Here is a 23,658-nt window from a genome sequence, read left to right as displayed (position 1 = left end):
ACCTCATGGTCACGATGGCGTCAGACGTGGTGGCGAACGCCGTCCTGGCTGTTTAGCTGATCGCAAGGCAAGGCTGTAAGGAGGCTCCCATGTTCGACCGCCCGCCCATTACCGAACCCGACAACGCCGGCGCCGATCCCCTCGCCGGCAGCGTAGAGCGCCTGTGCCGGCTCTACGACACCCGTCTCGCCCAGACCGACGGCGATCTGTCGCCCGAGGATGCGCGCGAGCTGAAGGCCATGGCCGCCATCTATGATCTGGACATCGACCGGTCGTCGGCCGAGATCTGGCGGGACCTGCGGGCCGTGGTGACGCGCCAGGTCCCGGACGCGGCGCAGGACGCGGCTCCGCGCGAGAACGCCCAGGCCCTGACGCTTCTGGTGGTCGAGGACGACGCCGATGCCGCCGCCAGCCTGACGGAACTGCTGACCGAGGCGGGGCACAGCGTCGTCGGCCCCTTCCACAGCGCCGCCGTCGCCGAGGCCGCCGCGGCCCTGCACGCCATCGACGCGGCCCTGCTGGACATCAATCTGTCGGGCGAGATGACCGGCGTCGAACTGGCCGAGGTTCTGACCGCCCGGTGGGACGTGCGGGTCATCTTCATCTCCGGCGACGTCAGCGCGGCGGCCCGTCACGCGGATCTGGCCGAGGCCCTGGTGCTGAAACCCTACAACGCCGCTCAGATTCTGGAGGCTGTCGCCCGCCTCGGTCAGGCCGGGTGACGGTGGTCGGGCCGGACGATCGCGTCTTGCGCCCATCGCGGCGGCGCGCGATCACAGGCCATGCTGTCCAATCGGTCCCGCTATGCGTTGCGCGCCATGGTCCATCTGGCCGGCCTGCCGGGGGGCGGGCCGGCGACCATCGCCGAGATCGCCGAGGCGGCCGCCGCCCCGCGCAAGTTTCTGGAGGCCATCCTTCTGGACCTGCGGCGACAGCAGTTGCTGGTCTCCAGGCGCGGGCGGTCGGGCGGCTACAGCCTTGCGGCCCCGGCCGACGCCATCAGCTTCGCCGACGTGATCCGCGCGCTGGAGGGGCCGCTGGCCCTGGCGCCCTGCGCCTCGCGCACCGCCTATGGTCCCTGCGAGACCTGCCCCGATGTCGAGACCTGTCCGCTTCAACCTGTGCTTCGCGACGGGCGCGATGCTCTGGCGGCGGTGTTCGAGGCGCGATCCCTGCTGCAAGCCGCCGTCAATTCTTCTCCTATTGACCCGCTAGGAAAATAGACCGCACCGTTCGCGCATCTTTGGGGCCGTCATGCAAGATTTCCTTCTCTTCCTCGCCGTCGGGTTTCTGGCGCAGATCGTCGATGGCGCCCTGGGCATGGCCTATGGGGTGATCTCCTCGACCGTCCTGCTGTCGTTCGGGGTGCCGCCCGCTACCGCCTCGGCCAGTGTTCACGCAGCAGAGGTCTTCACCACCGCCGCCTCGGCCGGCTCTCACACCGTCAACAAGAACGTGAACTGGAAGCTCTTCGCGCCCCTGGCCCTGGGCGGGGTAGTCGGCGGCGGGATCGGGGCCTTTGTCCTGACCAGCATCGATGGCGACGCCATCCGTCCGTGGATCACCGCCTATCTGGCCGTCATGGGCCTGGTCATCATCTGGCGCGCCACCCGTCAGACGCGCGAACGGATATTCCCGAGAAAGTTCGCCGGACCTCTCGGTCTGGTGGGCGGCTTCTTCGATGCGGTCGGCGGCGGCGGCTGGGGACCCACGGTCACGACGACCCTGGTCGGCACCGGCCAAGACCCTCGCGTGTCGATCGGCACGACCAATACGGCCGAATTCTTCGTCACCTCGGCCATTTCCGCCACCTTCCTGGTCGCCCTGCTGACCGGCCACTGGAAGGAGGCCGAGGCCATCTCCAGCCACGCCATGGCCGTGCTTGGCCTGGTGGTCGGCGGTCTGTTCGCAGCGCCGCTGGCCGGCGTCATCGCCCGCATCGCGCCGCGTCGCGTCTTGACCTACGGCGTCGGCGCGGTGGTGCTGCTGTCGGCGGGCTACCAGGCGCTTCGGCTGTTCAAACTGATCTGACATACGCCCGGTTGCGCACGCTGCGTTTCCAGGTATCTTCGCCCGGCGCGGTTTTGCGCGAGGGGCTTATTATGAAACTTCAATATGTTGGCGCGGCCTTGGCGGCGCTTTGCGTTAGCGGCTGCGTTTCGTCGGGCAGCGGCGACACTATTCTGGCGATGCCGCGTGAACAGGCGGCGCGCATGTCGGTTGGACAAATCGTCCTAACCAGCCGCCCGGACAATGTCTCGGCCGACTTCGATCAGGTTTTCGCCACCCAGGTCCGTGAAGAAATGGACAAATGCGCCAAGGGCGCGACGCCGCTGCGGCTCGAGGTTCGCATCATCGAATTCAAGCGCGCCAATCCGGCCATGACCTTCCTGGTCGGGGATTCCAACGTCATCAAGGGGCAGGCCGTGCTGATCGATCCGGCGACCGGCCAGAAAGTCGCGGACTTTGATATCGCACGCTCCGTCGGCGGCGGCGGCCTGATCGCGGCCGCAGGCATGAGCCAGGCCGAGGAGCAGATGACCGGCGCGTTCGGCCAGGAAATCTGCAAGCGCGCGTTCGGCGCCTAAGACAGGGGGCGGGATGCGCGATCCGCGTCCCGCCCTTCCTTCCTCAGCGCGTCAAGGCGGCGACGAAGGCTGGATCGGCCATCAGTTCCTTCAGGGCCAGACTCAAGGCCTGAGACAGCGTCGTGGCTGCATTGCCGCCATTGGCCAATTGCACGGTCCGCTCGGCCTGTCCGGCGATCGCGCGGCGATAAACTTCTGCGCCTGAAGCGTTGGTCACGGTCACGGTCAGACCGACATCGGCCTTGGACTTGCCCGCCAGCATTCCCACCGAGAAGTCGTTGTAGAAGGTCGTAACCTCGGCGTTCACGCGCGCGCCGGCGTCACCCACCTGATAGCCGCGTTGACGCAGCTCGGCGGAGATGGCGTCGCGCACGATATCGGTCACCTCGACCTGAGACCGGATCGCGGCCATCTCCATGCCGTAACCGTTGATCTGGACGCCGATTCGCGCACGATTTTCCGTGCGGGCGTCGCTGGAGGCGACAGTGACGCGAATGTTCTGCGCGCCCGGCGTCGCGGTCGCGGTGCTGACAGCATAGGGCACCGGGACGATATCCTCCGATGTCGCGCAGGCGCCAAGGCCGAGCAGGCCCATCACGGCCAAGCCAGCGAAGATATTCGATTTCATTTTGATTTCCCCCGAGGAATAACGAGAATCGGTCAAAGCCGATCTACGTCTTTAGCGCGGAGACTGTGAAGGTTGCTACCGGTAGGAGCGCGCGGATGCCTATTCCGCCGGCTGAACCTCGGCGGCGCGGGCGGCGTTCAACTCGGCCGCCTTTTCCTCGACCAGGGCGACGATGTGGTCGATCATGCCGTCGTTGGCCTGTTTGTGGGCGATCTTGCCGTTCAGATAGATCATGCCCGCGCCCTTGCCGCCGCCGGTGAAGCCGATGTCGGTGTAGAGCGCCTCGCCCGGCCCGTTCACGACGCAGCCGATCACCGACAGGCTCATGGGCGTGGAGATATGGGCCAGTTTTTCTTCCAGCACCGCCACCGTCTCGATGACGTTGAAACCCTGGCGCGCGCAGGACGGGCAGGCGATGATGTTGACGCCCCGGTGACGCAGGCCCAGCGACTTCAGTATGTCGAAGCCGACCTTGATCTCTTCGACCGGATCGGCCGCCAGCGACACGCGGATGGTGTCGCCGATCCCCGCCCACAGCATCGACCCCATGCCGATGGCCGACTTGATCGTGCCGGTGCGCAACGGACCCGCCTCGGTCACGCCCAGGTGCAGGGGGCAGTCGATGGCCTCGGCCAGCTGCTGATAGGCGGCGACGGTCAGGAAGGGGTCGGACGCCTTCACCGAAATCTTGAACTCGTGGAAGTCGTTGTCCTGCAGGATGCGGGCGTGGTTCAGCGCGCTCTCGACCATGGCGTCGGGGCAGGGCTCGCCGTATTTTTCCAGCAGCTCCTTCTCCAGCGACCCGGCGTTGACGCCGATCCGCATGGAGCAGCCGTTGTCGCGGGCCGCCTGTATGACGTCGCGCACCCGGTCGGAGCTGCCGATATTGCCGGGATTGATCCTCAGGCAGGCGGCGCCCGCCTCGGCCGCCTCGATGCCGCGCTTGTAGTGGAAATGGATGTCGGCGACCAATGGAACCTTGGCCTCGCGCGCGATGGTCTTGAAGGCGGCGGTGGACTCCACATCGGGGCAGGAGACACGCACGATATCGGCGCCCGCCTCTTCCAGCTGGCGAATCTGGTCAAGGGTCGCGGCCGCATCGGAGGTCGGCGTATTGGTCATCGACTGGACGCTGATCGGGGCGTCGCCGCCCACCAGGACGGAGCCGACGCGGATCTGGCGGCTCTTGCGGCGCTCGATATGGCGCCAGGGGCGGACGTGGGTATGGTCGCTCATCGTGTGCTCATATAGGCCGATGATGACGGCGGGACCACGGCGGACCGATCAGTTCGGCGCGGTCGGGGCGGGCGAGGGGGCGGCGGCAGGCGTTGCGGGGGGCGTCGCGGCCGCCTGAATTCGCGCCTGAGCGGCCTGGGCCTGAGCCTGGGCCTGGGCTTGGGCGCGGGCCTGAACCGCCGCCAGCTGTCGTGCGGTCTGGTCGGCGCGGCTGTTCAACTGGGCCAGGGGCGTCAGCACCCCGGCCAGCGGACCGCCGTATTCCCCGTTCAGATAGACGTCGAACGCCGCCGGATCGGAGACGTCCACCGTGGCGGCCACGCCGGTCGGCGCGCGCCAGGCCTCGCCCGGCGCCATCTGGCGCGCGAACAGGGCCTGCCCGTCGCCCAGCCGCACGACAAGGGCCCCGGCGTGGCGGGCCTGGATCACCACCATGGAGGCGTTGGCGGGCGCGCCATAGACGGCGCCGCGCGGGTTGAAGGCCTTCTGCACCGGCGCGGCGTTCGCGGCGGCGGCCAAGGCTGCGGGATCGGCTGGATCGACGCCGGTCAGTTCCGCCTCCAGGCCGCGGGTGATGTAGGGGGCGGGCGTGGTCTGGTCGGGCGGCGCGGCCATGGGCGCGCTGAGGGCGAACCGGGGGTCGGCCGCGTTTCCGCCGGCCCAGGTCTGGGGCGCCACGGCGATGTCGGAGGGGTGGGCGGTCTGGCGCAGGCTGATCCGCTGGAACACGTTCCAGCCGATCACCGCGAGGGCCACGACGGCGATCCCGGCGACGATGCGGGGCGACTGACGGCGCACGTCCTGGAAGGCGATGCCGATGGGCGCCTTCAGCGGCGCCGAGGTGTCGGGGCTTTCGCGCTTGAACCGCTCGACCGCCAGCTGTTCGTCCAGCCCGAGGGCCGAGGCATAGGCCCGCACATAGCCCAGGGCGAAGACGCGCGAGGGCAGGGACGACCAGTCCCCCTGTTCCAGGGCGGTCAGGAAACGACGATTCACCTTGGTCTCGGCGGCCAGTTCGGCCATCGACTTGCCCGACCGGTCGCGGATGTGGCGCAGACCTTCGCCGAAGCTGGCGGCGTCGGCGAAGGCGGCGGTCGGATCCGCGCCGTCCGCGACGGTCTTCAACGCATCGGGGGCGATCCCCGCATTCGACGCCATCAGGCCTGAATCCCTGTCCGGGCAGAACCGCGTTCAAACGGTCGTGCAACAACCGCCGAGATAGACGATTGCGACATCGCCAGCAACGCCGCCGATGCGCTCAGACCGAGACGTTAAGCTTGCGCGCCAGGGATTGGATCTCGTTCCTGACCGAACCGGTGGACAGGTTCAGCAGATTGGCCATGCCGCGCCGCGCCGCGCTCAGGTCCGCCGACAGGATCATCCGCTTGACCGGCCCCACGCCCCCCGCCGGGGCCGACAGACGGGTGAAGCCCAGGGTGATCAGGGCGAAGGCCTCCAGCGGCCGGCCGGCCAGCTCTCCGCAGATCGAGACCGGCGTGCCGGTGTCGGCGCAAGCCTTCTGGATGGTCTGGAGCGCACGCAGCGTTGGCGGCGACAGGGGATCATAACGGTCCGACACCAGGGGATTGGTTCGGTCGGCGGCGTACATGTACTGGAACAGGTCATTGGTGCCGATCGACACGAAATCCGTCAGGGGCAGCAGGGCGTCCAGATGCCACAGCAGGGACGGGCACTCGACCATTGCCCCGACCCGCAGCAGGGCCGGAAGCGCCCGTCCGCGACGCCGCGCCCAGGCGCATTCGATGTCGACCAGTTCGCGCGCGGCCCGGAACTCGTCCACCGTGGCGATCATCGGGAACATGACGCGCAGTTCGCGTCCGGCCCCCGCCGCCAAAAGGGCGCGCAACTGCATCCGCAACAGCGACGGCCGGTCCAGACCCAGACGGATGGCGCGCCGACCCAGCGCCGGATTTTCCTCCCGCTCGGCCTCCAGATAGGGCAGCACCTTGTCGCCGCCGATGTCCAGGGTGCGGAAGGTGACCGGCTTGTCGCCTGCTGCATCCAGCACCAGCTTGTAAAGCGCCGTCTGGGTGTTCAGACGCGGCAGTTCGTCGGACACCATGAACTGGAATTCGGTGCGAAACAGGCCGATGCCCTCCGCGCCCGTCTCCACCATATTCTCCAGATCGACGGCCAGGCCCGCATTGGTCAGCACCGTGATCCGCTGTCCGTCCAGCGTCACCGCCGGAACATCGCGCAGCTGGGCGAACTCGGCCTGGCGCTGCTCGCGCACGGCCATGCGCGACTGGACGGCCTCCAGCATGTCAGGGCGGGGCCGCAGATAGGCCTCGCCCGTCTCGCCGTCGGCGATGATCATGTCGCCTTCCGACAGCCGGTCGCGCAGCCCCATCAGGCGGCCGACGCAGGGAATCTGAAGGGCGCGGGCCACGATGGCGGCGTGGCTGGCCGCCGATCCTTCCTCCAGCAACAGGCCCTTCAGCTTGTCGCGCGGATATTCCAGCAGATCGGCGGGGCCAAGGTTACGGGCCACCAGAATGGCGTCGTCGGGCAGTTCGCGCTCGCCCGGCTTGTCGCCCGCCAGCACCCGAAGCAGCCGGTTGGCCAGGTCCTCAAAGTCGTGCAGCCGCTCGCGGATATAGGGGTCGCGCGCCTGGGCGAAGCGGGCGCGGTGTTCGTTCCTGACCCGGTCCACGGCGGCTTCCGCCGTCAGGCCGTTGCGAACGGCCTCTTCCAGCGACCGGTTCCAGCCCCGGTCGTCGGCGAACATGCGATAGGTCTCCAGCACCTCGAACGAGGGACCGGCCAGACCCTGACCCTTGTCCAGCATAACGTCCAGGCCGGTCTTCAGCGTGGCGAGACCCAGCTTCAGCCGCGCCTCCTCCATCGCCGGATCGTCGGACAGCAGACGTTCGGGGGCCAGGGGCGCCTCGTGCAGGACCACATGGCCGAAGGCCAGACCGTCGGCGAACTTCTGGCCTTTCAGCCGTTCGGGCCGATGGGGCGCCAGTTCGACGTCGCGCAGTTCGTCCTGATCCAGCAGTTCGCCGGAAGACACCGTCTCGGACAGGACCATGGCGATGGTCTGGATGTCCTCGACCTCCTCCTCGTCATAGCGCCGCTCGGTGCGGTTTTGGACGACCAGGACCCCGATGGCCCGTCCGCCGCGCAGCAAGGGGGCGCCCAGAAAGGCGTGATAGGGGTCTTCGCCCGTTTCCGGGCGATAGGAGAAGGCCGGGTGCGACGGCGCGTCCGACAGGCTGATCGGCTGGGCCATGCGGGCCACCTCGCCCACCAGGCCCTCGCCGGGCCGCAGCCGGGTATTGTGCACGGCCTCGGGGTTCAGGCCCTCGGTGGCGAACAGCTCCAGCTCGCCCGAGGCGCGGCGCAGATAGATGGAGCAGACCTCGGCGACCATCGAGCGGGCGATGATGCGGACGACCATGTTCAGCCGGTCCTGCGCCGGCGTGGCGCCCGCACCCGCTCCCCCCAGAGCCTCGCGGATCTGGCGCAGGAGGATCCGAGGTCCCCTGGTCATCGCGCCGCCTGCCGGCATCATGTCTCCCGCGCCCTTTCGTCTGATGTAGGCGCTTTCTTCAGATCACCTATAGCGCGTCCAGACCGTAGGCCGAATGCAGGGCGCGCACGGCCAGTTCGGCGTAGGCGGCGTCGATCAGGACGCTGATCTTGATTTCCGAGGTCGAGATGGCCTGGAACTTGACCCCCTTGTCGGCCAGGGCCTTGAACATGGTCTGGGCCACGCCCGCATGGCTTCGCATGCCCACGCCGACGACCGACACCTTGGCCACGTCCTCGTCGACGCGGATTTCCTCGAAGCTCAGCTGATCCTGCGCGGCCTTCATCAGTTCGGCGGCGCGCACGGCGTCGCGGCGCCCGGTGGTGAAGGTCAGGTTGACCGTATTGGCGGTGCGGGCCTGGCTCTGGACGATCATGTCCACGTTCACATTGGCTTCGGCCAGGCGGGTGAAGACGTCGGCGGGCGCGTCGACCCGATCCGACAGTCCCAGCAGGGTGATGCGGGCCTCGTCGCGGCTCATGGTCACCCCGGACACGATGCGTTTTTCCACGATCTCCTCCTCGTCGCAGATCAGGGTGCCGGCCTCGTGGGGCAGGGCGCCGTTTTCGTCAGGTTCGATAAAGCTGGACAGCACGCGCACCGGCACCTGTTTGGCCATGGCGAGCTCGACCGAGCGGGTTTGAAGCACCTTGGCCCCCAGGGAGGCCATCTCCAGCATCTCCTCGAAGGAGACGCGGTTCAGCCGTCGGGCGCGGCTCTCGATGCGTGGGTCGGTCGTATAGACGCCGTCCACGTCGGTATAGATGTCGCAGGGGCATTCCAGCGCCGCCGCCACCGCCACCGCCGAGGTGTCGGAGCCGCCGCGGCCCAGGGTGGTGATCTTGCCGTCCGGGGTCACGCCCTGGAAGCCGGGGATGACGGCGATCTCGCCCGCGTCCAGGGCCGCGCCCAGTTTCTCGCCGGGAATATCGATGATGCGGGCGCGGGCGTGGGCGTCGTCGGTGACGATCGGCACCTGCCAGCCCATCCACGAGCGCGCATTCAGACCCATGTTGCGCAGCGTCATGGCCAGCAGGCCCGACGTCACCTGCTCGCCCGAGGCGACCACCACGTCATATTCGTCGTCCGACAGCGGAAGGCCCGCGCCGGCCGGGCCGGCCCCGTCGGTCCAGGCGACCAGTTCGTTGGTCTTTCCCGCCATGGCCGAGACGACGACGGCGACCTTCTTGCCGGTCGCGGCCTCTGCGGCGACGATGCGCGCCGCACGACGAATGCGTTCGAGGTCGCCCATGGAGGTGCCGCCGAACTTCATCACCAGTCGTGTCGTATCGGGCCGCGTCATCGTGGCGTTTCGCCCCCTGCTTGCGTGAAAGGCCGCAAAGGTCCATCCCTCGCGTCATGACCGCTTCTAACGGCGCCGCCTCGCCTCGCCTACCCCGTTCGGGGCAGGGTTTTTCGCAAAATTCGTCCGAAAGCGCGTTCGGCGCATCGATCGACCCCGCCGACGTCGCCCGCTTCTCGGCCCAGGCGGCGGAATGGTGGGATTCGCGCGGGCCGTTCGCGCCGCTGCACCGGTTCAATCCGGCGCGGCTGAAACTGATCCGCGAACAGCTGTGCGCGCGGCTGGGCCGTGATCCCAATGCGATCCGTCCGTTCGAGGGGCTGACCCTGCTGGACGTGGGCTGCGGCGGCGGACTGATCGCCGAGCCGATGCGGCGGATGGGGTTCGCGGTTTCCGCCATCGACGCCTCCAGCGAGAACATCGGCACCGCGCGGGCCCATGCCGAGATGGTCGGGCTGGACATCGCCTATCGCGCCGCCACGGTCGAACAGATCGAGGCCGAGGGCGCCGGCCCCTTCGACGTCGTGCTGACGATGGAGGTGATCGAACACGTCGCCGACCCGGAGGGCTTTGCGCGCGCCTGCTCGCGCCTGGTCAGGCCCGGCGGGGTGATGATGGTCGCCACGCTGAACCGCACGCTGAAATCGCTGGCCCTGGGCAAGGTCGCCGCCGAATACGTCCTGCGCTGGGTCCCGGCCGGCACGCACGACTGGCGCCAGTTCCTGAAGCCCGACGAGATCCGCGCCATGCTGTCCGCCGAGCCGGTGACGGTCGAAGGTCCCTATGGTCTGAACTACGACCCGCTGAACGACCGCTGGAGTCAGTCGGACGATGCGGGGATCAACTATATGATGGTCGCGACCAGAAACGCATGACCGGCGTGGTGCTGACGGGCGGGCCTGGGTCGGGCAAGACCTCCTTGCTCGAAGCCTTGGCGCAGGCGGGGTATGCGGTCGAACCCGAGGCTGGTCGGGCCATCATCGGCGAGGAACAGAAACGGGGCGGCGAGGCCTTGCCCTGGCGGGATCGCGCCCTGTTCGCCCAAAAGATGCTGGACCACGACATCGCCGCGCATGGCCGCAGTCAGAGAAATGGGAGGCTGACCTTTCATGATCGAGGCGTGCCTGACGTGGTCGGCTATCTGACGCTGTGCAAGCTGCCGGTGTCGAAAGAAGCGGATCAGGCCGCTCGCACCCTGCGCTATCATCCCAGGGTCTTCATCGCCCCGCCCTGGCCCGAAATCTTCGGTCAGGACGCGGAACGACGACAGGACTTCGAAGAGGCCGAACGGACCTTCGCCGCCATGGTCCGCGTCTATCCAAACTATGACTACGAACTCGTAGAATTGCCGAAGGCGACCATCGCGGAGCGGGTCGCCTTCGTTTTGGACCGGATCGACCTGGGTCGAACCTAGACCTTCTGGGCGCGGCTCCGCGTCCAGGCGTACAGACCGAACACCGCCGCGGCGAAGCCGATGATCCCCGCCAGCATGGCCGGCCAGGTCGAATCGGCCGGCAGCATGGCGAAGGGCGCGTCGTCCCTGGTCGCCACGATCACGCCGGCGGTGAAGACGCCGAACAGGCTCTCGCCCACGATCAGGCCCGAGGCCAGCAGCACGCCCATCCGGCGCGCCACATCGGCGTAGCGGGTGCTGGAGACGGCCTTGTCATAGATCCAGCCGCAGACCGCGCCGATCACCAGCATGGTCGTCACGGCGGCCGGCAGATAGAAGCCGATGCCGACGGCGAGCGGCGGCAGCTTGACCTTGCCGTTGGTGGCCTTGGAGACCACCGCGTCCAGCACGATGATCACCGCGCCGATCACCGCGCCCAGGCCGATCAGGTCCCAGCGCAGGTCGCCGCCGATGACGCCGCGCGCAAGGGCCGAGATCAGGGTCGCCTGGGGCGCCGCCAGGGTCTTGGCGCCTTCGACGATGGCGGGCGGGCCGCCTTCGAAGCCGAAGGCCTGGTTCAAGAGGTTCAGGATGAAGGGGATCACCAGGGCGCCGGCGCCGACGCCGACGATCAACGCGACCTGCTGGCGCCACGGCGTGGCCTCGACCAGCTGGCCGGTCTTCAGGTCCTGGAGGTTGTCGTTTGCGATGACGGCGACGGCGAAGACCACCGCCGTCACGATCAGGGCGAAGGCGATGATCGACGGATCGGCCGGCACGCCCGCGATCGCCATGACGCCCAGCATCAGCAGGGAGGCGATGACCACGGCCAGGATGCCGACGCCCGACACGGGGCTGTTGGATGAGCCGATCAGACCGGCCATGTAGCCGCAGATGGCCGCGACCGCGAAACCGATCAGCACCACATAGACCAGTCCGCCGATCACCAGCAGCGGGGTCGAGGACGCCAGCGCGGGCGCGCTCTGGGCGAACCACGCCAACAGACCGGCGATGCCGACCAAAGAGGCGACCGAGACCGCGCCGACCAGCTTGATCGGCAGGTCCTGTTCCGTCCGTTCCAGCATCTCGCCGTGCGACCGGCGGGCGTTGGCGGCGAGCGCCGAAGTCAGGCCGCCGATCAGCGGACCCGCCAGTTTGATCAGGGTCCAGATGGCGGCCACGCCGATGACGCCGGCCCCCATGAAGCGGACCTCGCGCGCCCAGACCGTGGTGGCCAGTTCCTCGGCCGGAACGCCGGCGGGCAGGGTCGAGGCGATGGAAGGGATGCCGTGCGCCGTCAGCCAGGCGACGGTGTCCGGGCTGGTCAGGATCGGCACGGCGATGGCCCAGGCCAGCACCAGGCCGAACAGTTGCGCCAGACCGACGGTCAGGCCGATCAGATGGCCGGCGCCCAGCAGGGCGAACTGCATGCCAAAGCCCATGCCGGTCGCACCGCCGCCCAGCGCGGCGGGCAGTTTGAAGAATTTGGCCGCCTCGCCGGCGAACACCCGGCCCGCCACAAGCAGGGCGTAACCGGCCGAGACTACGGCGCCCGCGACCACGACCCACAAACCGGACTTGTTTTCGCGAACCGCGCTTTCGGTCTGTTCGGCCCCGCGCGAACCGACCTTCAGCACCTCGGCGGCGGCGACGCCTTCGGGGTAGGGCAGGCCGCCGTTGACGACCAGCGCGCGACGCAGCGGAATGGAGAAGGTGACGCCCAGGACGCCGCCCAGGATGCAGATGGCCACCGACTGCCAGAACGGAAACTCCAGCCACCAGCCGATCATCACCAGGCCCGGCAGGACGAAGATGATCGAACTCATGGCGCCGCCGACCGAGGCCACGGTCTGGACGGTCATATTCTCCCAGATGGTCGAGGTGCGGAAGGCCCGCAGCATGGCCATGGAGATCACCGCAGCCGGAATGGCCGAGGCGAAGGTCAGGCCGACCAGCAGCCCCAGATAGGTGTTGGCGGCGGTGAAGATCACCGCCAGCAGGCAGCCCAGCACCAGGGCGCGGAGCGTCAGTTCAAGCCGACCTTTCGGGGCGGCGGAGGCGTCTGTCATAGATGGGGTCCCACGTTCGGCCGGACCGTAAGCGCATTATGTCGCAGGCGGCAACAGGGCGCACGACGCGGAGAGGCGAAAGCGGCCGTCAGGCCGGCAGGGTCCGCGCGCGCCAGACCCGCCTTCGATCCGGGCTGCGCCGGGTGAAGGTCATGCGGTGGAGCGCCAACATGATCATGGCCGTCAGCCCCCAGGACAGAAGGATGTCGGACAGGAAATGCCCGCCGAAGGCCAGGCGGTTCATCGACAGGGCGAAGGCGTAGGCGATCGCCAAGGGGACGACCACGGGCCCCCATTGCGCCGGCGTCAGAACCAGGACGGCCCCGACCATCCATGCCGCGCCGGCGCCCTCGCCCGAAACAAAGGAGCAGTTGGAGCGGCAGGCGTCGCTGAACATCCAGGCCGGGGTGAAAACGGCGTCACCGCCAAAGGCTTCGATCTGGACGGGCCGGGCGCGACCCCACAGTTCCTTGAACACCAGATTGATCGTCAGCCCCGGCCCGAGCGCCAGGGCCGATACGACGAACAGCGCGCGGCGCGCCGCATCGCCCCATGGCCGGCCTCGACCCCAGACCCAGAGCATCCGCCCAAGGGCGCCCAGCAGCATCAGGCCGATGACCAGGGTCGAACTTCTGCGCAGCGCCTTCAGCACCGGGTCGCCGCCCAGGAAGAAGCCGGCCTGGGGCCGGTAGAACAGATGGCTGACCGCGATGTCGACGCCGGGAAACAGCAGGAAGCCGGCGGTCAGCGCCAGTATGGCCGTCGCGGCCAGGATGGCGCCGCCGTCCGGGCCTAGACGCCAGCGGCGCGCGCCCTTTCGAACCAGGGGCGCACGGGCCCGAGGCGGCGCGTGGACGGGACGGGCCAAGGTGGTTTCGGACATCGTTCCCCCGAACGCGATGCCTGCTGTTTGCCCCAGATGCGTGTCGTCCAGATGTGAAATCCATGGCGACGAGACGGCCTTGCGGTGAAGCTTTCTTATCGGCGGCGATAGAGCCGCTTGGCCCCGGCCGCCGGAACGACTAGGACCGAACGCCATGCCCGAACTTCCCGAGGTCGAAACCGTACGACGCGGCCTGACGCCGGTGCTGGAGGGCGCGCGTCTGTCGCGCGTCAGGATCAACCGCCCGGACCTGCGTTTCCCCTTTCCCGATCGGTTCGTGGAGCGGCTGGACGGGGCGACCGTGCTGCGGATCGACCGGCGGGCCAAATATCTGCTCATGCCTCTGTCGACCGGCGAGACCTGGATCACTCACCTGGGCATGACCGGCCGGTTCACCCTGGACGGCGCGCTGCTGGGCGAGTTCGAGGAGGCGGCGCCCATCGCGGGCAAGCACGAACATTTCAGCGGCTGCGCCATCCGCGAGGCCTCGGCGACCCGCATCGGTTACGCCGACGCACGCCGGTTCGGCTTCATGGGCCTGGTCGCGACCGACCAGATCGAGGCCCATCCCTGGTTCGCGGGTCTGGGCCCGGAGCCCCTGGGCAACGGCTTTTCCGGCGCTCATCTGATCGAGGCCTTCGCCGGCAAGAAACAGAACATCAAGGTCAGTCTGCTGGATCAGCGGATCGTCGCAGGCCTCGGCAATATCTATGTGTGCGAGGCGCTGTATCGCGCGCGCATCTCGCCTCTGGTCGCGGCCGGATCGCTGTCGAAGGCGCGGCTGGAGCGTTTGGCGAGCGAAGTCAGAAATGTGCTGAACGACGCCATCGCGGCGGGCGGCTCGACCTTGCGCGACTTCGCCAACGCCGAGGGCGGCCAGGGTTATTTCCAGCACCGCTTCGACGTCTACGGTCGCGAGGGCGAGCCGTGTCGCGGTGAGAAATGCACCGGCGTCGTCGCCCGGATCGTCCAGGGCGGCCGCTCCACCTTCTACTGCCCCTCCTGCCAGAAGGCGTAATCACGATGCGCAAAATCCATCTCTGGATCAGTCTGGTGGTCGGCGTCCTGGTCTGGGGCGCCTATTTCGTCCACTTCGTCCAGGGCCTGCGCAGCGGCGACCTGAGCGGCCTGGTCTGGTGGTTCGTGGCGGCCCTGATCGTCGCCGCCGTGGCCGAGGCCGCCGCCACCGGCCTGATCGCGCGGCTGTTTCGTCGCCGTGCGCGGGCGCTGGACGACGGGCCGACGCTGCAGGCGGCGCTGAAGGCGGGTCATGTCGCCCTGATGCTGCTGGTCGGCCTGATCCTGATCTCGGCCCTGGTTCTGGCCCTGTCCTCGGTGTTCGGCTGGACGCTGGACCTGTCGGGCGCGCGCGGCCAGGTGATCGCCGCCAATCTGCTGCTGGCCATGGTCGTGGTCGTCGAGCTGGCGCGCGCGGCCCTGACCCTGGCCCTGATGCCGCGTCGCTAGACCGCGCGCTGGATCGCCCGACCGCGCCCCTGTATGACCGTCGTCAAAGGAGACCGACCATGGCCGACGCCTATGCCAACCTGCTGATCGAACGCCACGCCGACGGCTATGCCGTCGTCACCCTGAACCGGCCCGAGGCGCTGAACGCCCTGAACGCGGCCCTGTTCAAGGACCTGGCGGACTTTCTCGACAGCGTCGAACAGGACGACAGCGTGCGCTGCCTGATCCTGACCGGCGCGGGCGAAAAGGCTTTCGCCGCCGGCGCCGACATCAAGGAGATGGCGGATCAGACCTATGCCCAAATGTACACGGGCAACTATTTCGCCCTGGGTCATGACCGGATCACCCGGTTCAGAAAACCGATCATCGCCGCGGTCAACGGCTTCGCCCTGGGCGGCGGCTGCGAACTGGCCATGCTGTGCGACTTCATCGTGGCGTCGGAGAAGGCGAAGTTCGGTCAGCCCGAGATCAATCTCGGCGTCGCGCCCGGCATCGGCGGATCTCAGCGCCTGACCCGCCTGGTGGGCAAGTCCAAGGCCATGGACATGGTCCTGACCGCACGGATGATGGATGCGGCCGAAGCCGAGCGCGCGGGCCTGGCCTCCCGCGTCTTCACCCACGAAACCCTGCTGGACGAGACCCGCAAGATCGCGGCCCGGATCGCCGCGCAAAGCCCGCTGGCGGTGATGGCCAACAAGGAGATGGTCAACGCCGCGCTGGAGACGACCCTGACCCAGGGCGTGCAGTTCGAACGGCGCCTGTTCCACTCGCTGTTCGCCTTCGAGGACCAGAAGGAAGGCATGTCCGCCTTCGTCGAAAAGCGCAAACCCGACTTCAAGGGCCGATAGGCGCGCGCCCATCGTCAACCGATCGCCGTGATCGGGCGTTAGGCGAGAACCATGATCCGCTTGTTCGCCGCCTTCGCCGCCTGCCTGTTCCTGCTCGTCCCCGCCGCCGTCCAGGCGCGGCCCCAGACGCCTGCGCCTGCGCCGGCGTCGCCGCCGGTCTTCGTCTCTGACCGGATCATCGTGGAGACGCGCGGCTCGGGGCCGGACGTCGTCTTCATTCCAGGGCTGGGCTCGACCGGCGCAGCCTGGCGCTCGACGGCGGACCGGCTTCAGGATCGCTATCGGGTGCATCTGATCACCCTGCGCGGCTTCGGCGACACGGCGATCGAGGGCAACGCCAACGGCGGTCTGGCCGGTCCGGCGGCGGCCGAGATCGAACGCTATATCCGTCAGCAGGGCCTGGTGCATCCGGCCCTGATCGGTCATTCGTTGGGCGGCCAGATCGCCCTGCGCGTCGCCGCCGGCATGGGCGACGGCGTGGGGCGGGTGATGGTGGTCGACTCCTCGCCCTTCTTCCCGTCGCTGGTCGATTCGCGCGCCACTTCGGCCCAGGTCGAGCCGCTGGCCCGGCTGGGTTATCAGGCCCTGCTGCTGTTCGGCGATCAGGCCCTGAAGAGCCAAGCGGCGACCCTTGGCGTGGACATGGGTCTGGCCGGCGATATGGTGTTTCAGGGCCTGGGGCTTCAGGGTGGGGATCGTCGCGTCTTGGCCCAGGGCCTGTACGAGGCCCTGACCGTCGATCTGCGCCCGCGTCTGGCTGAGATCACGGCCCCGGTGACGGTGGTCTATGGTTGGACGCGCGATCCCGAGAATCCGCGCAACCGGCTGGAGGGGCTGTATCGCTACGGCTTTCAGGGACTTCGCCACCCGCCCCGGTTCGAGCGGATCGAAGGCGCGGGGCACCAGGTCATGATCGAACAGCCGGGGCCGTTCCTGACGGCGGTGCGGCGCTTCCTGTCCTGAGCCTCAGGGTTTCAGCGCGTCGATCACAACCCCTTCGGTCAGCAGTTGCGGCAGGATGTCCGGCTCGCTCCGGCCCGGCCGATAGAGCAGATACAGCGGCACGCCCGACCGGCCGTGCGCCTGAAGCTCGCGGGTGATGGCGTCGTCGCGGCGGGTCCAGTCTCCGACCAGATAGACGGCGTCGGCCTTTTTCACCGCCTGGACGACGCGCGGCGACGACAGGGCGGCGCGTTCGTTGATCTTGCAGATCACGCACCAATCAGCCGTCAGATTGACCAACACCGGTCGTCCGGCGGCCGTCGCCTGGGCCACCGCCGCCGCCGACCAGGGCTGGGCGTCCAGCGCGCCGCATTCGCTGCGGGGCGCCGCATCCGCCGTCCGCGCCGCGCCGGCCGCGACCCCGGCCAGTCCCGCCGCCGCAACCCCGGCGATGATGGCGCAGAGGGTCGCCATCACCGGTCGCCGCCCCTTAAGGCGCGCCTCCTGGGCCAGCCCCGCCAGCCAGGCGGCGAAGGCCAGCGACAGGGCCGCCGTCAGCAACAGGCCCAGGGCGTCCGCGCCGCCCTGTCTGGTGAACACCCAGACCAGCCACAGGGACGCCCCGTACATCGGAAAGGCCAGCACCCCCTTCAGCCGCGCCATCCAGGCGCCGGGACGGGGCAGGCGCGACAACAGGCCGGGCGACAAGCTGATCGCCAGATAGGGCAGGGCCAGACCCAGTCCCAGCATCAGGAACACCGCCAGCGCCATCGGCCAGGCCAGCACCAGGGCCGCGCCCAGGGCCGCCGCCATGAAGGGGGCGGTGCAGGGCGCCGCCACGACGACCGCCAGAACCCCGGTGAAGAAGGCGCCGGCCGCGCCGGGCAGGCGGGACAAGGGACCTGACCCGGCGTTCTGAAGCCCCGCCCCGACATGGAAGACCCCGGACAGGTTCAGCCCGACCAGCAGCATGATCAGGGCCAGGGCCGCGACCACGCCGGGCGACTGAAGCTGAAAGCCCCAGCCCACGGCCTGACCCGCCGCCCGCAGCGCCAGAAGCCCGCCGGCCAGAATCAGGAAGCTGACCAGCACCCCGGCGGTGAAGGCCAGACCGTCTCTGCGCGCCCGTCGCGGATCGTGCGCCGCCGCCGACAGCGACGCCGCCTTCATCGCCAGCACCGGGAAGACGCAGGGCATAAGGTTCAAAACCAGTCCGCCCAGCAGGGCCAGCCCCAGGGCCTGAACGAACGTCCAGACGCCGCCCGTGGGCTTTTCGCCCGTTTCCGCCAGCGGAGACAGGTCGCCGCGCCCTTCGGCGCCAGGCAGGACGGGGCCGGGTCGAGCCGCGATCTCCCAGGCGCCCCTGTCGGTCGCCAGCACGCCCGACATGGGGCCGCCCGCGCCGCGCTTTCCGGGCGTCAGGATCAGGCTCAGCCCGTCGGGGCCGACCTGTCCGGTCTGGGCCGCCGCATGGTCGATGCGGTCGCCGTCATAGGGATAGAAATAGGCCTGACCCACGTCGCCGCCCGCCAGCGGCCCGCCGGTCGCGGTCAGGGTCAGTCGGCCACCCTGGGCCGTCAATCGGGCCTCTATGCCCGCCGGGCGCGGGGCGGTCTCGACCAGACGTTCGATCTGGGCGCCCCAGGGCCTGGCCAGGGGTGCGGCGCCGTCGCGCACCGGCAGGGCCAGCGACAGGGTCATCGGTTGGGGCACGCACATCTGGTCGTTGCACACCAGAAACAGCGCGTCCGTCGTCAGGGTCAGGATCTCGCCCGGCCGGGCCGAGGCGGGCGCATGGATCGCTACCGGCAGAAACACCTCGCCCGAATAGCCGTAGTTCATCAGGCTAATCAGCCGCTGGCGACCGGGCAGGGGCCACAGGATGGGATCGGCCGTCACGCCCTGGGGCAGGGTCCAGGTCAGGCTGGTCGCCCCGCCGCTGTCGCCGGGATTGCGCCAGTAGGTGTGCCAGCCGGGCGCGATTTTCTGGCGCACGGCGACCACCGTGGTCGATCCCGGCGCGACCCATTGCGACATCGGCACCAGTTCGGCCTCGATCCGCTCGGTCCGCTGCGGCCCGAAAGCGACCTGGCCCGACGCCGGTCCGGCGACCGGCTGGGCCCCAACCGAGCCCGCCGTCAGCAATAGCAGAAGGCCGAGGAAAAAAGCGAACGGGCGCAAAGACGGTTTCCGAAAGGGGGAGGAGGCGCGCAACCTAACGTCTTGCGCGCTTCTCTGCCATCGCTCGTCAGGCGCCCGCGTCGATCAGCGCGGATAGGCCTCGTAAACGACCTCGGCGCGACGGCGCAGCGGCTCGTCCTTGCCCGAGGCGGTCACGGCGCCCGCGTCGCCTGCCGCGCTCAGTTCGAAGATCGGCGCCGGCAGCCCCGCCTCGGTCAGGGCTGTCACCACGGCGCGGGCGCGCCGTTGCGACAGGGTCAGATTGGCTTCCGACGCGCCGGTGGCGTCGGCCAGGCCCATCACGCGGACGCGGCGCACGTCGCAGCCCTTGGCCTTGTCCGCCGCCGCGCGCAGGACCATCGCCGCCGGCTCGGTCAGCCGCGCCTGGTTCTCGACGAAATAGATGTCGAACCGTCCGGGCGCGCACAGCGATTCGCCCACCACCAGGGCGGTGCGTTTCGGCGTCGGCGCACAGGCCGCGACGACGCCTGCCGACAGGATCGCCGCAGCCGCCAGTCCTTTTGCAAATCCAATAGGTCGCATCATCTCAGCCCTCCCGCCGGCGAACCGGCCCTTAACGCAAAAGAGGCGGCCTGTCCGTGGACCAGCCGCCTCTTCAACCTAGCGCCGGTCTGCGAGTTCCGCGACCGACAAGTTTTCAACAGCGATCAATAACGACGCTGACCGTTGTCCCAGTAGCACTCGTCCTGACGGTTGTCGTAGCAGTAGTAATAGCGACCTTGGCTGTCGCGATAACGCTGCTGGTTGTTGCGGTCCTGGTTGGAGCCGCGGATCGCGCCGGCTGCGCCGCCCAGGGCGCCGCCGATCAGGGCGCCGGTGGCTGCGTTGCCGCCGCCCACGTTGTTGCCGATGATGGCGCCGGCGACGGCGCCGAGGCCCGCGCCCACAGCGCCTTGACGGACGGTCTGGTTCGGGCCGTTGTTGTAGCCGTACGGGTCGCTGGCGCAGGCCGAAGCCAGCAGGCCGGCGCCTGCAATCGCGATGATCGCCTTGTTCATGGTGAAATCCTCTGTGCCTGGGTGTCGCCCCTGGGTCCCGAAACGTGATGTGACGGCATAGGTTCCGTCAGCCAAGTGAAATATGGCCACGCTTGTTCGGAACGGGCGCGGCTGCCGGACGTTCGGGCGACATGACCTCTGATACGACAGCCGTTTCTCCCGCGCCGCCGGACGCCGACGAGGTGCCGAGGCTGACGCCGCATGCGCCGCTGACCCATGCCGTCGTGCTGGTCAATCCCCTGTCCGGCAGCGTGGGGCCGCGCGCCGCCGCCGAGGTCGAGGCGATCATGGCCGACTACAGGCTGAAGGCCGAGGTCGTCACTCTGGAGGGCGGCGGCTTCGACAAGGCCATCGCCGAAGCCTTCGCGGCCAAGCCCGACGTGATTTTCGTCCTGGCCGGGGACGGCACGGCGCGCTCGGTCGCGTCCAAGGCCCGGCCCGACGGTCCGATGATCGCGCCCCTGCCCGGCGGCACCATGAATATGCTGCCCAAGGCGTTGTATGGCACCGCCGACTGGAAGCTGGCCCTGAAGCGTGCGTTGGAGGAGGGCGAGGCCCAGCCTGTCTCGGGCGGCGAGGTGCAGGGGGAGTATTTCTATTGCGCGGCCATCCTGGGTTCGCCTGCCCTGTGGGCCCCGGCGCGCGAGGCGATGCGGACCGGCAAGATCAAGCTGGCCTGGCAATATGCGCGCCGGGCCTTCAAACGCGCCTTTTCCGGTCGGCTGCGCTTCACCTTGGACGGCGGCGAGAAGCGGCGCACCGAGGCGCTGGTGCTGATCAGTCCCATGATCTCCAAGGCGATGGAGGACCCCGTGGGATTGGAGGCCGCCGCCATGGATCCAACCGACGCGACCCAGGCCTTCCGCCTGGCCGCCAACGCCCTGTTCAGCGACTGGCGGCACGACCCGGCCGTCTCCACTCGACCGGCCAAGCTTATAGAGGTGCGGGCCCGCTCCAAGATTCCGGCGGTCATCGACGGCGAGCCCCTGTTGCTCAAGCCCGACGCCGTGATCCGCTTCGTGCCCAAGGCCTTCAAGGCCCTGGCGCCCCGGCCGCCGTCGGCCGAGGACAGCCTGTAATGGGGCGGGTTCTTCAGTTCTCCGACGTCCATTTCGGCTGTGAACACAAACACGCGTGCGCCGCCGCCCTGGACTACGCCCACGCCACGACCAACGATCTGGTGCTGATCACCGGCGACATCACCCAGAAGGGCTTCCCTGCCGAGTTCAAGGCGGCGGGGGAATGGATGCGCGCCATGCCCGAACCGCGTTTCGTCATCGTCGGCAATCACGACGTGCCCTATTGGGACGCGGTGGCCAGAGTGCTGCATCCGTGGCGGGCGTTCGAGACAGCGACGGGTTTTCCCGCCCACGATGGACAGTTTCTCAGCGACGCGGTTATGGTGCGCGGCGTGGTCACCGCGCGCGGCTGGCAGGCCCGGCCCAACTGGTCCAAGGGCGTCATCGACCTGGACCAGACGCGGCGTGCGGCCGAGGCCCTGCGTCAGGCGCCGATCGGCGCGCTGAGAATCCTGGCCTGTCACCATCCGCTGATCGAGATGGTCGGCACGCCGATGACCGGCGATGTCAAACGCGGTGACGAGGCGGCGCTGATCTTCGCCGAGGCTGGGGTCGATCTGATCATGACGGGTCATGTCCACGTGCCCTTCGCCATGCCGATCCCGCTGGCGGACCACTGTTCCTATGCGGTGGGATGCGGAACCCTGTCGCACCGCGAACGCGGCGCGCCCCCCGGCTTCAACCAGATCGACTGGGACGCCAAGACCATCACCGTCACCGCTCTGGCCTGGGATGGCGCGAGCTATCGGTCCCATCAGGTCTGGCGACTGCCGCGCCGTCAAGACACTCGCAAGGCCGCCACGGCGCCTAGCCCCGTCGAACCGGGGGAACTGGAGAAGGCGGCGGTCTGAACCGTTTCCTCCCCATTTCATGGGGAGGTGGCGCGGCGCTTCTTTAGCGCCGTGACGGAGGGGCTGTTTACAACATTACGGGCGACGGCGGGGCTTCAACAGCCCCTCCGCCACGCTTCGCGCGGTCCCCCCTCCCCACGCGTGGGGAGGAGACTTTGTGCCTATCGGAACGGCGGCTCGTCGAAGGCGCGGAGTTTGCGCGAGTGCAGGCGCGAGCCCTCGCTGCGCATCAGATCGACCGCCTGGATGCCGATCTGCAGATGTTCGGAGATCGAACCCTCGTAGAAGCGATTGGCCTGGCCCGGCAGTTTGATCTCGCCATGCAGCGGCTTGTCCGACACGCACAGCAGCGTCCCGTAGGGCACGCGGAAGCGATAGCCCTGGGCGGCGATGGTGGCGCTTTCCATATCGATGGCGACGGCGCGGCTCTGGTTGAAGCGCAGGGCCGACTTGGAATAGCGCAACTCCCAGTTCCGGTCGTCGGTGGTCACGACGGTGCCGGTGCGCAGGCGCAGCTTGACTTCGTCGCCCGGCATTCCGCTGACCGACTTGGTGGCGTCGTATAGGGCGCGCTGGACCTCCGCGATCGAGGGGATGGGGATGTCCGGCGGCAGCACCGCGTCCAGCACGTGATCGTCGCGCAGATAGGCGTGGGCCAGCACATAGTCCCCGATGGTCTGGCTGGCGCGCAGGCCGCCGCAGTGACCGATCATCAGCCAGACATGCGGGCGCACGACGGCCAGGTGATCCGTGATCGTCTTGGCGTTGGATGGGCCGACGCCGATGTTGACCAGGGTCACGCCCTGATGGCCCGGCGCGGTCAGGTGATAGGCCGGCATCTGGTGCTTCTTCCAGGCCGTATCGCTGATCGCCGCCTCGGGATTGGGTGTGTCGCGCGTGATGACGATGCCGCCCGCGCAGGACAGGGTCTCATAGGGCGAACCCGGCGTCTGCAGCTGCTCTATGGCCCAGCGCACGAACTCGTCGACATAGCGATTATAATTGGTGAATAGGACGTAGGACTGGACGTCGTCGACCGGCGTGCCGGTGTAGTGTTTCAGCCGCGCCAGCGAGAAGTCGGTCCTGAGGCCGTCGAAGTGCGACAGGGGGAAGTCGCCGCCCATCTCGAACAAGCCATCCGCGATCTCGTCGCCGATATGGGCCAGGTCCGTGGTGGGGAACCAGCGCGCCAGGGCGGCCGTCATCGACCGATCCAGCGCGACCTCCAGCCCGTCGGTCACATAGGGGAAGGGGATTTCCTGACGCGACACGCCGACCTCGAAGGTCGCGTTATATTCCTGCTCCAGCAGGCCCAGCTGTTCGGTCAGATAGGGGCGGAACAGGTCCGGCCGCGTGACCGTGGTGGCGTAGCTGCCCTGTTTCGACAGCCGGGCGTAGGCGCGCGGCTCCAGGTCCTGGGGGCGGTCCCCGTCCCAGCGGATGCGAAGTTCGGGATAGGCGAACACCCCTTCGGCGCGTTTCAGCGGATCGGGCCGCTCGCCGGTATTGACGAAATCCCGCACGGCGTCGCGCAGGTTGGTCACGGATTGGGTGTAGAGGGTTTCGAGGCGGTCCAGCGCCGCCTGTGCTGTCATCTGTTCTGTCATGACTTCCT

At 68.5% G+C, this 23,658-nt stretch carries 23 protein-coding genes; 12 read left to right on the top strand and 11 right to left on the bottom strand.

The genetic code is table 11. From position 1 onward, the window contains the following. The first annotated feature begins 89 nt into the window (after positions 1 to 89). Genes P0Y50_03330 through P0Y50_03315 form a run of 4 tightly spaced genes read left to right on the top strand, consistent with a single transcriptional unit; the run spans position 90 to position 2,588 of the window. A complete protein-coding gene (locus tag P0Y50_03330; GenBank protein WEK40654.1) occupies positions 90 to 722 on the top strand; it encodes a response regulator in 633 nt (210 codons plus the stop codon). 60 nt (positions 723 to 782) lie between these two features. Further along, positions 783 to 1,223 carry an Rrf2 family transcriptional regulator gene (locus P0Y50_03325; GenBank protein WEK40653.1) on the top strand — a complete coding sequence of 147 codons (441 nt, stop codon included), beginning with the start codon at positions 783 to 785 and terminating at the stop codon, positions 1,221 to 1,223. Between the two features lie 31 nt (positions 1,224 to 1,254). Continuing rightward, on the top strand, positions 1,255 to 2,031 hold the full coding sequence (locus tag P0Y50_03320; protein WEK40652.1) for a sulfite exporter TauE/SafE family protein: 777 nt from the start codon (positions 1,255 to 1,257) through the stop codon (positions 2,029 to 2,031). Positions 2,032 to 2,042: 11 nt separating this feature from the next. After that, entirely contained in the window at positions 2,043 to 2,588 is a 546-nt protein-coding gene (locus P0Y50_03315) for a hypothetical protein (protein ID WEK40651.1), read from the top strand. 43 nt (positions 2,589 to 2,631) lie between these two features. Here P0Y50_03315 and P0Y50_03310 read toward each other — a convergent pair whose 3' ends face one another. From P0Y50_03310 to P0Y50_03290, 5 genes are all read right to left on the bottom strand, one after another. After that, positions 2,632 to 3,216: a YajG family lipoprotein gene (locus P0Y50_03310; protein WEK40650.1), complete on the bottom strand. Its 585-nt coding sequence runs from the start codon at positions 3,214 to 3,216 to the stop codon at positions 2,632 to 2,634. Between the two features lie 99 nt (positions 3,217 to 3,315). Then, positions 3,316 to 4,452, bottom strand: a complete 1,137-nt coding sequence (gene ispG / locus P0Y50_03305) for a flavodoxin-dependent (E)-4-hydroxy-3-methylbut-2-enyl-diphosphate synthase (protein ID WEK40649.1) — start codon at positions 4,450 to 4,452, stop codon at positions 3,316 to 3,318. A 48-nt stretch (positions 4,453 to 4,500) separates the two neighbouring features. Next, positions 4,501 to 5,610, bottom strand: a complete 1,110-nt coding sequence (locus P0Y50_03300) for a helix-turn-helix domain-containing protein (protein ID WEK40648.1) — start codon at positions 5,608 to 5,610, stop codon at positions 4,501 to 4,503. Between the two features lie 100 nt (positions 5,611 to 5,710). Beyond that, a complete protein-coding gene (ptsP, locus tag P0Y50_03295; GenBank protein ID WEK41517.1) occupies positions 5,711 to 7,987 on the bottom strand; it encodes a phosphoenolpyruvate--protein phosphotransferase in 2,277 nt (758 codons plus the stop codon). A 49-nt stretch (positions 7,988 to 8,036) separates the two neighbouring features. After that, on the bottom strand, positions 8,037 to 9,311 hold the full coding sequence (locus tag P0Y50_03290) for an aspartate kinase (GenBank protein ID WEK40647.1): 1,275 nt from the start codon (positions 9,309 to 9,311) through the stop codon (positions 8,037 to 8,039). Positions 9,312 to 9,367: 56 nt separating this feature from the next. On the opposite strand from P0Y50_03290, the gene ubiG reads away from it, so the two are divergent. After that, complete coding sequence (gene ubiG, locus P0Y50_03285; protein ID WEK40646.1) at positions 9,368 to 10,186, top strand: bifunctional 2-polyprenyl-6-hydroxyphenol methylase/3-demethylubiquinol 3-O-methyltransferase UbiG; 819 nt, start codon at positions 9,368 to 9,370, stop codon at positions 10,184 to 10,186. Continuing rightward, entirely contained in the window at positions 10,183 to 10,725 is a 543-nt protein-coding gene (locus tag P0Y50_03280) for an AAA family ATPase (protein ID WEK40645.1), read from the top strand. The genes ubiG and P0Y50_03280 overlap by 4 nt, the downstream gene beginning before the upstream one ends. On the opposite strand, the gene P0Y50_03275 is transcribed toward P0Y50_03280, so the two are convergent. Both P0Y50_03275 and P0Y50_03270 read right to left on the bottom strand, forming a co-directional pair. After that, entirely contained in the window at positions 10,722 to 12,773 is a 2,052-nt protein-coding gene (locus P0Y50_03275; GenBank protein WEK40644.1) for an oligopeptide transporter, OPT family, read from the bottom strand. The two genes, P0Y50_03280 and P0Y50_03275, sit on opposite strands and share 4 nt — an antisense overlap. A gap of 88 nt (positions 12,774 to 12,861) precedes the next feature. Further along, entirely contained in the window at positions 12,862 to 13,656 is a 795-nt protein-coding gene (locus tag P0Y50_03270) for a phosphatase PAP2 family protein (protein WEK40643.1), read from the bottom strand. A gap of 154 nt (positions 13,657 to 13,810) precedes the next feature. Here P0Y50_03270 and mutM point away from each other — a divergent pair, with 154 nt between their 5' ends. From mutM to P0Y50_03250, 4 genes are read left to right on the top strand one after another with little or no spacing between them, the layout of a single operon-like run. Beyond that, the gene (mutM, locus tag P0Y50_03265) at positions 13,811 to 14,674 is read left to right on the top strand and encodes a bifunctional DNA-formamidopyrimidine glycosylase/DNA-(apurinic or apyrimidinic site) lyase (GenBank protein WEK40642.1); all 864 of its coding nucleotides are present in this window, start codon (positions 13,811 to 13,813) and stop codon (positions 14,672 to 14,674) included. A 5-nt stretch (positions 14,675 to 14,679) separates the two neighbouring features. After that, a complete protein-coding gene (locus P0Y50_03260) occupies positions 14,680 to 15,123 on the top strand; it encodes a hypothetical protein (protein ID WEK40641.1) in 444 nt (147 codons plus the stop codon). Positions 15,124 to 15,182: 59 nt separating this feature from the next. Then, positions 15,183 to 15,971 (top strand): enoyl-CoA hydratase-related protein, encoded by a 789-nt coding sequence (locus P0Y50_03255; protein WEK40640.1) that lies wholly within the window; start codon positions 15,183 to 15,185, stop codon positions 15,969 to 15,971. A gap of 51 nt (positions 15,972 to 16,022) precedes the next feature. Continuing rightward, the gene (locus P0Y50_03250; GenBank protein WEK40639.1) at positions 16,023 to 16,934 is read left to right on the top strand and encodes an alpha/beta hydrolase; all 912 of its coding nucleotides are present in this window, start codon (positions 16,023 to 16,025) and stop codon (positions 16,932 to 16,934) included. 3 nt (positions 16,935 to 16,937) lie between these two features. Here P0Y50_03250 and P0Y50_03245 read toward each other — a convergent pair whose 3' ends face one another. The 3 genes from P0Y50_03245 to P0Y50_03235 all read right to left on the bottom strand — a co-directional run bounded on the left by P0Y50_03245 (position 16,938) and on the right by P0Y50_03235 (position 20,113). After that, positions 16,938 to 19,094 (bottom strand): protein-disulfide reductase DsbD family protein, encoded by a 2,157-nt coding sequence (locus P0Y50_03245; GenBank protein ID WEK40638.1) that lies wholly within the window; start codon positions 19,092 to 19,094, stop codon positions 16,938 to 16,940. Between the two features lie 84 nt (positions 19,095 to 19,178). After that, positions 19,179 to 19,640, bottom strand: a complete 462-nt coding sequence (locus tag P0Y50_03240; GenBank protein ID WEK40637.1) for an OmpA family protein — start codon at positions 19,638 to 19,640, stop codon at positions 19,179 to 19,181. Between the two features lie 122 nt (positions 19,641 to 19,762). Next, the gene (locus P0Y50_03235) at positions 19,763 to 20,113 is read right to left on the bottom strand and encodes a glycine zipper domain-containing protein (GenBank protein ID WEK40636.1); all 351 of its coding nucleotides are present in this window, start codon (positions 20,111 to 20,113) and stop codon (positions 19,763 to 19,765) included. Between the two features lie 131 nt (positions 20,114 to 20,244). Here P0Y50_03235 and P0Y50_03230 point away from each other — a divergent pair, with 131 nt between their 5' ends. Both P0Y50_03230 and P0Y50_03225 read left to right on the top strand, forming a co-directional pair. Further along, entirely contained in the window at positions 20,245 to 21,192 is a 948-nt protein-coding gene (locus P0Y50_03230) for a diacylglycerol kinase family protein (protein WEK40635.1), read from the top strand. Continuing rightward, positions 21,192 to 22,043, top strand: a complete 852-nt coding sequence (locus P0Y50_03225) for a metallophosphoesterase (protein ID WEK40634.1) — start codon at positions 21,192 to 21,194, stop codon at positions 22,041 to 22,043. Before P0Y50_03230 ends, P0Y50_03225 begins: the two co-directional genes overlap by 1 nt. Before the next feature lie 161 nt (positions 22,044 to 22,204). Here the strand turns inward: P0Y50_03225 and P0Y50_03220 are convergent, their stop codons facing one another. Then, a complete protein-coding gene (locus P0Y50_03220; protein ID WEK40633.1) occupies positions 22,205 to 23,650 on the bottom strand; it encodes an AMP nucleosidase in 1,446 nt (481 codons plus the stop codon). Positions 23,651 to 23,658 lie beyond the last annotated feature (8 nt).

Source organism: Candidatus Brevundimonas colombiensis, assembly GCA_029202665.1.
GTDB classification, from domain to species: domain Bacteria; phylum Pseudomonadota; class Alphaproteobacteria; order Caulobacterales; family Caulobacteraceae; genus Brevundimonas; species Brevundimonas colombiensis.
This window is presented reverse-complemented; position numbering and strand designations above follow the sequence as displayed.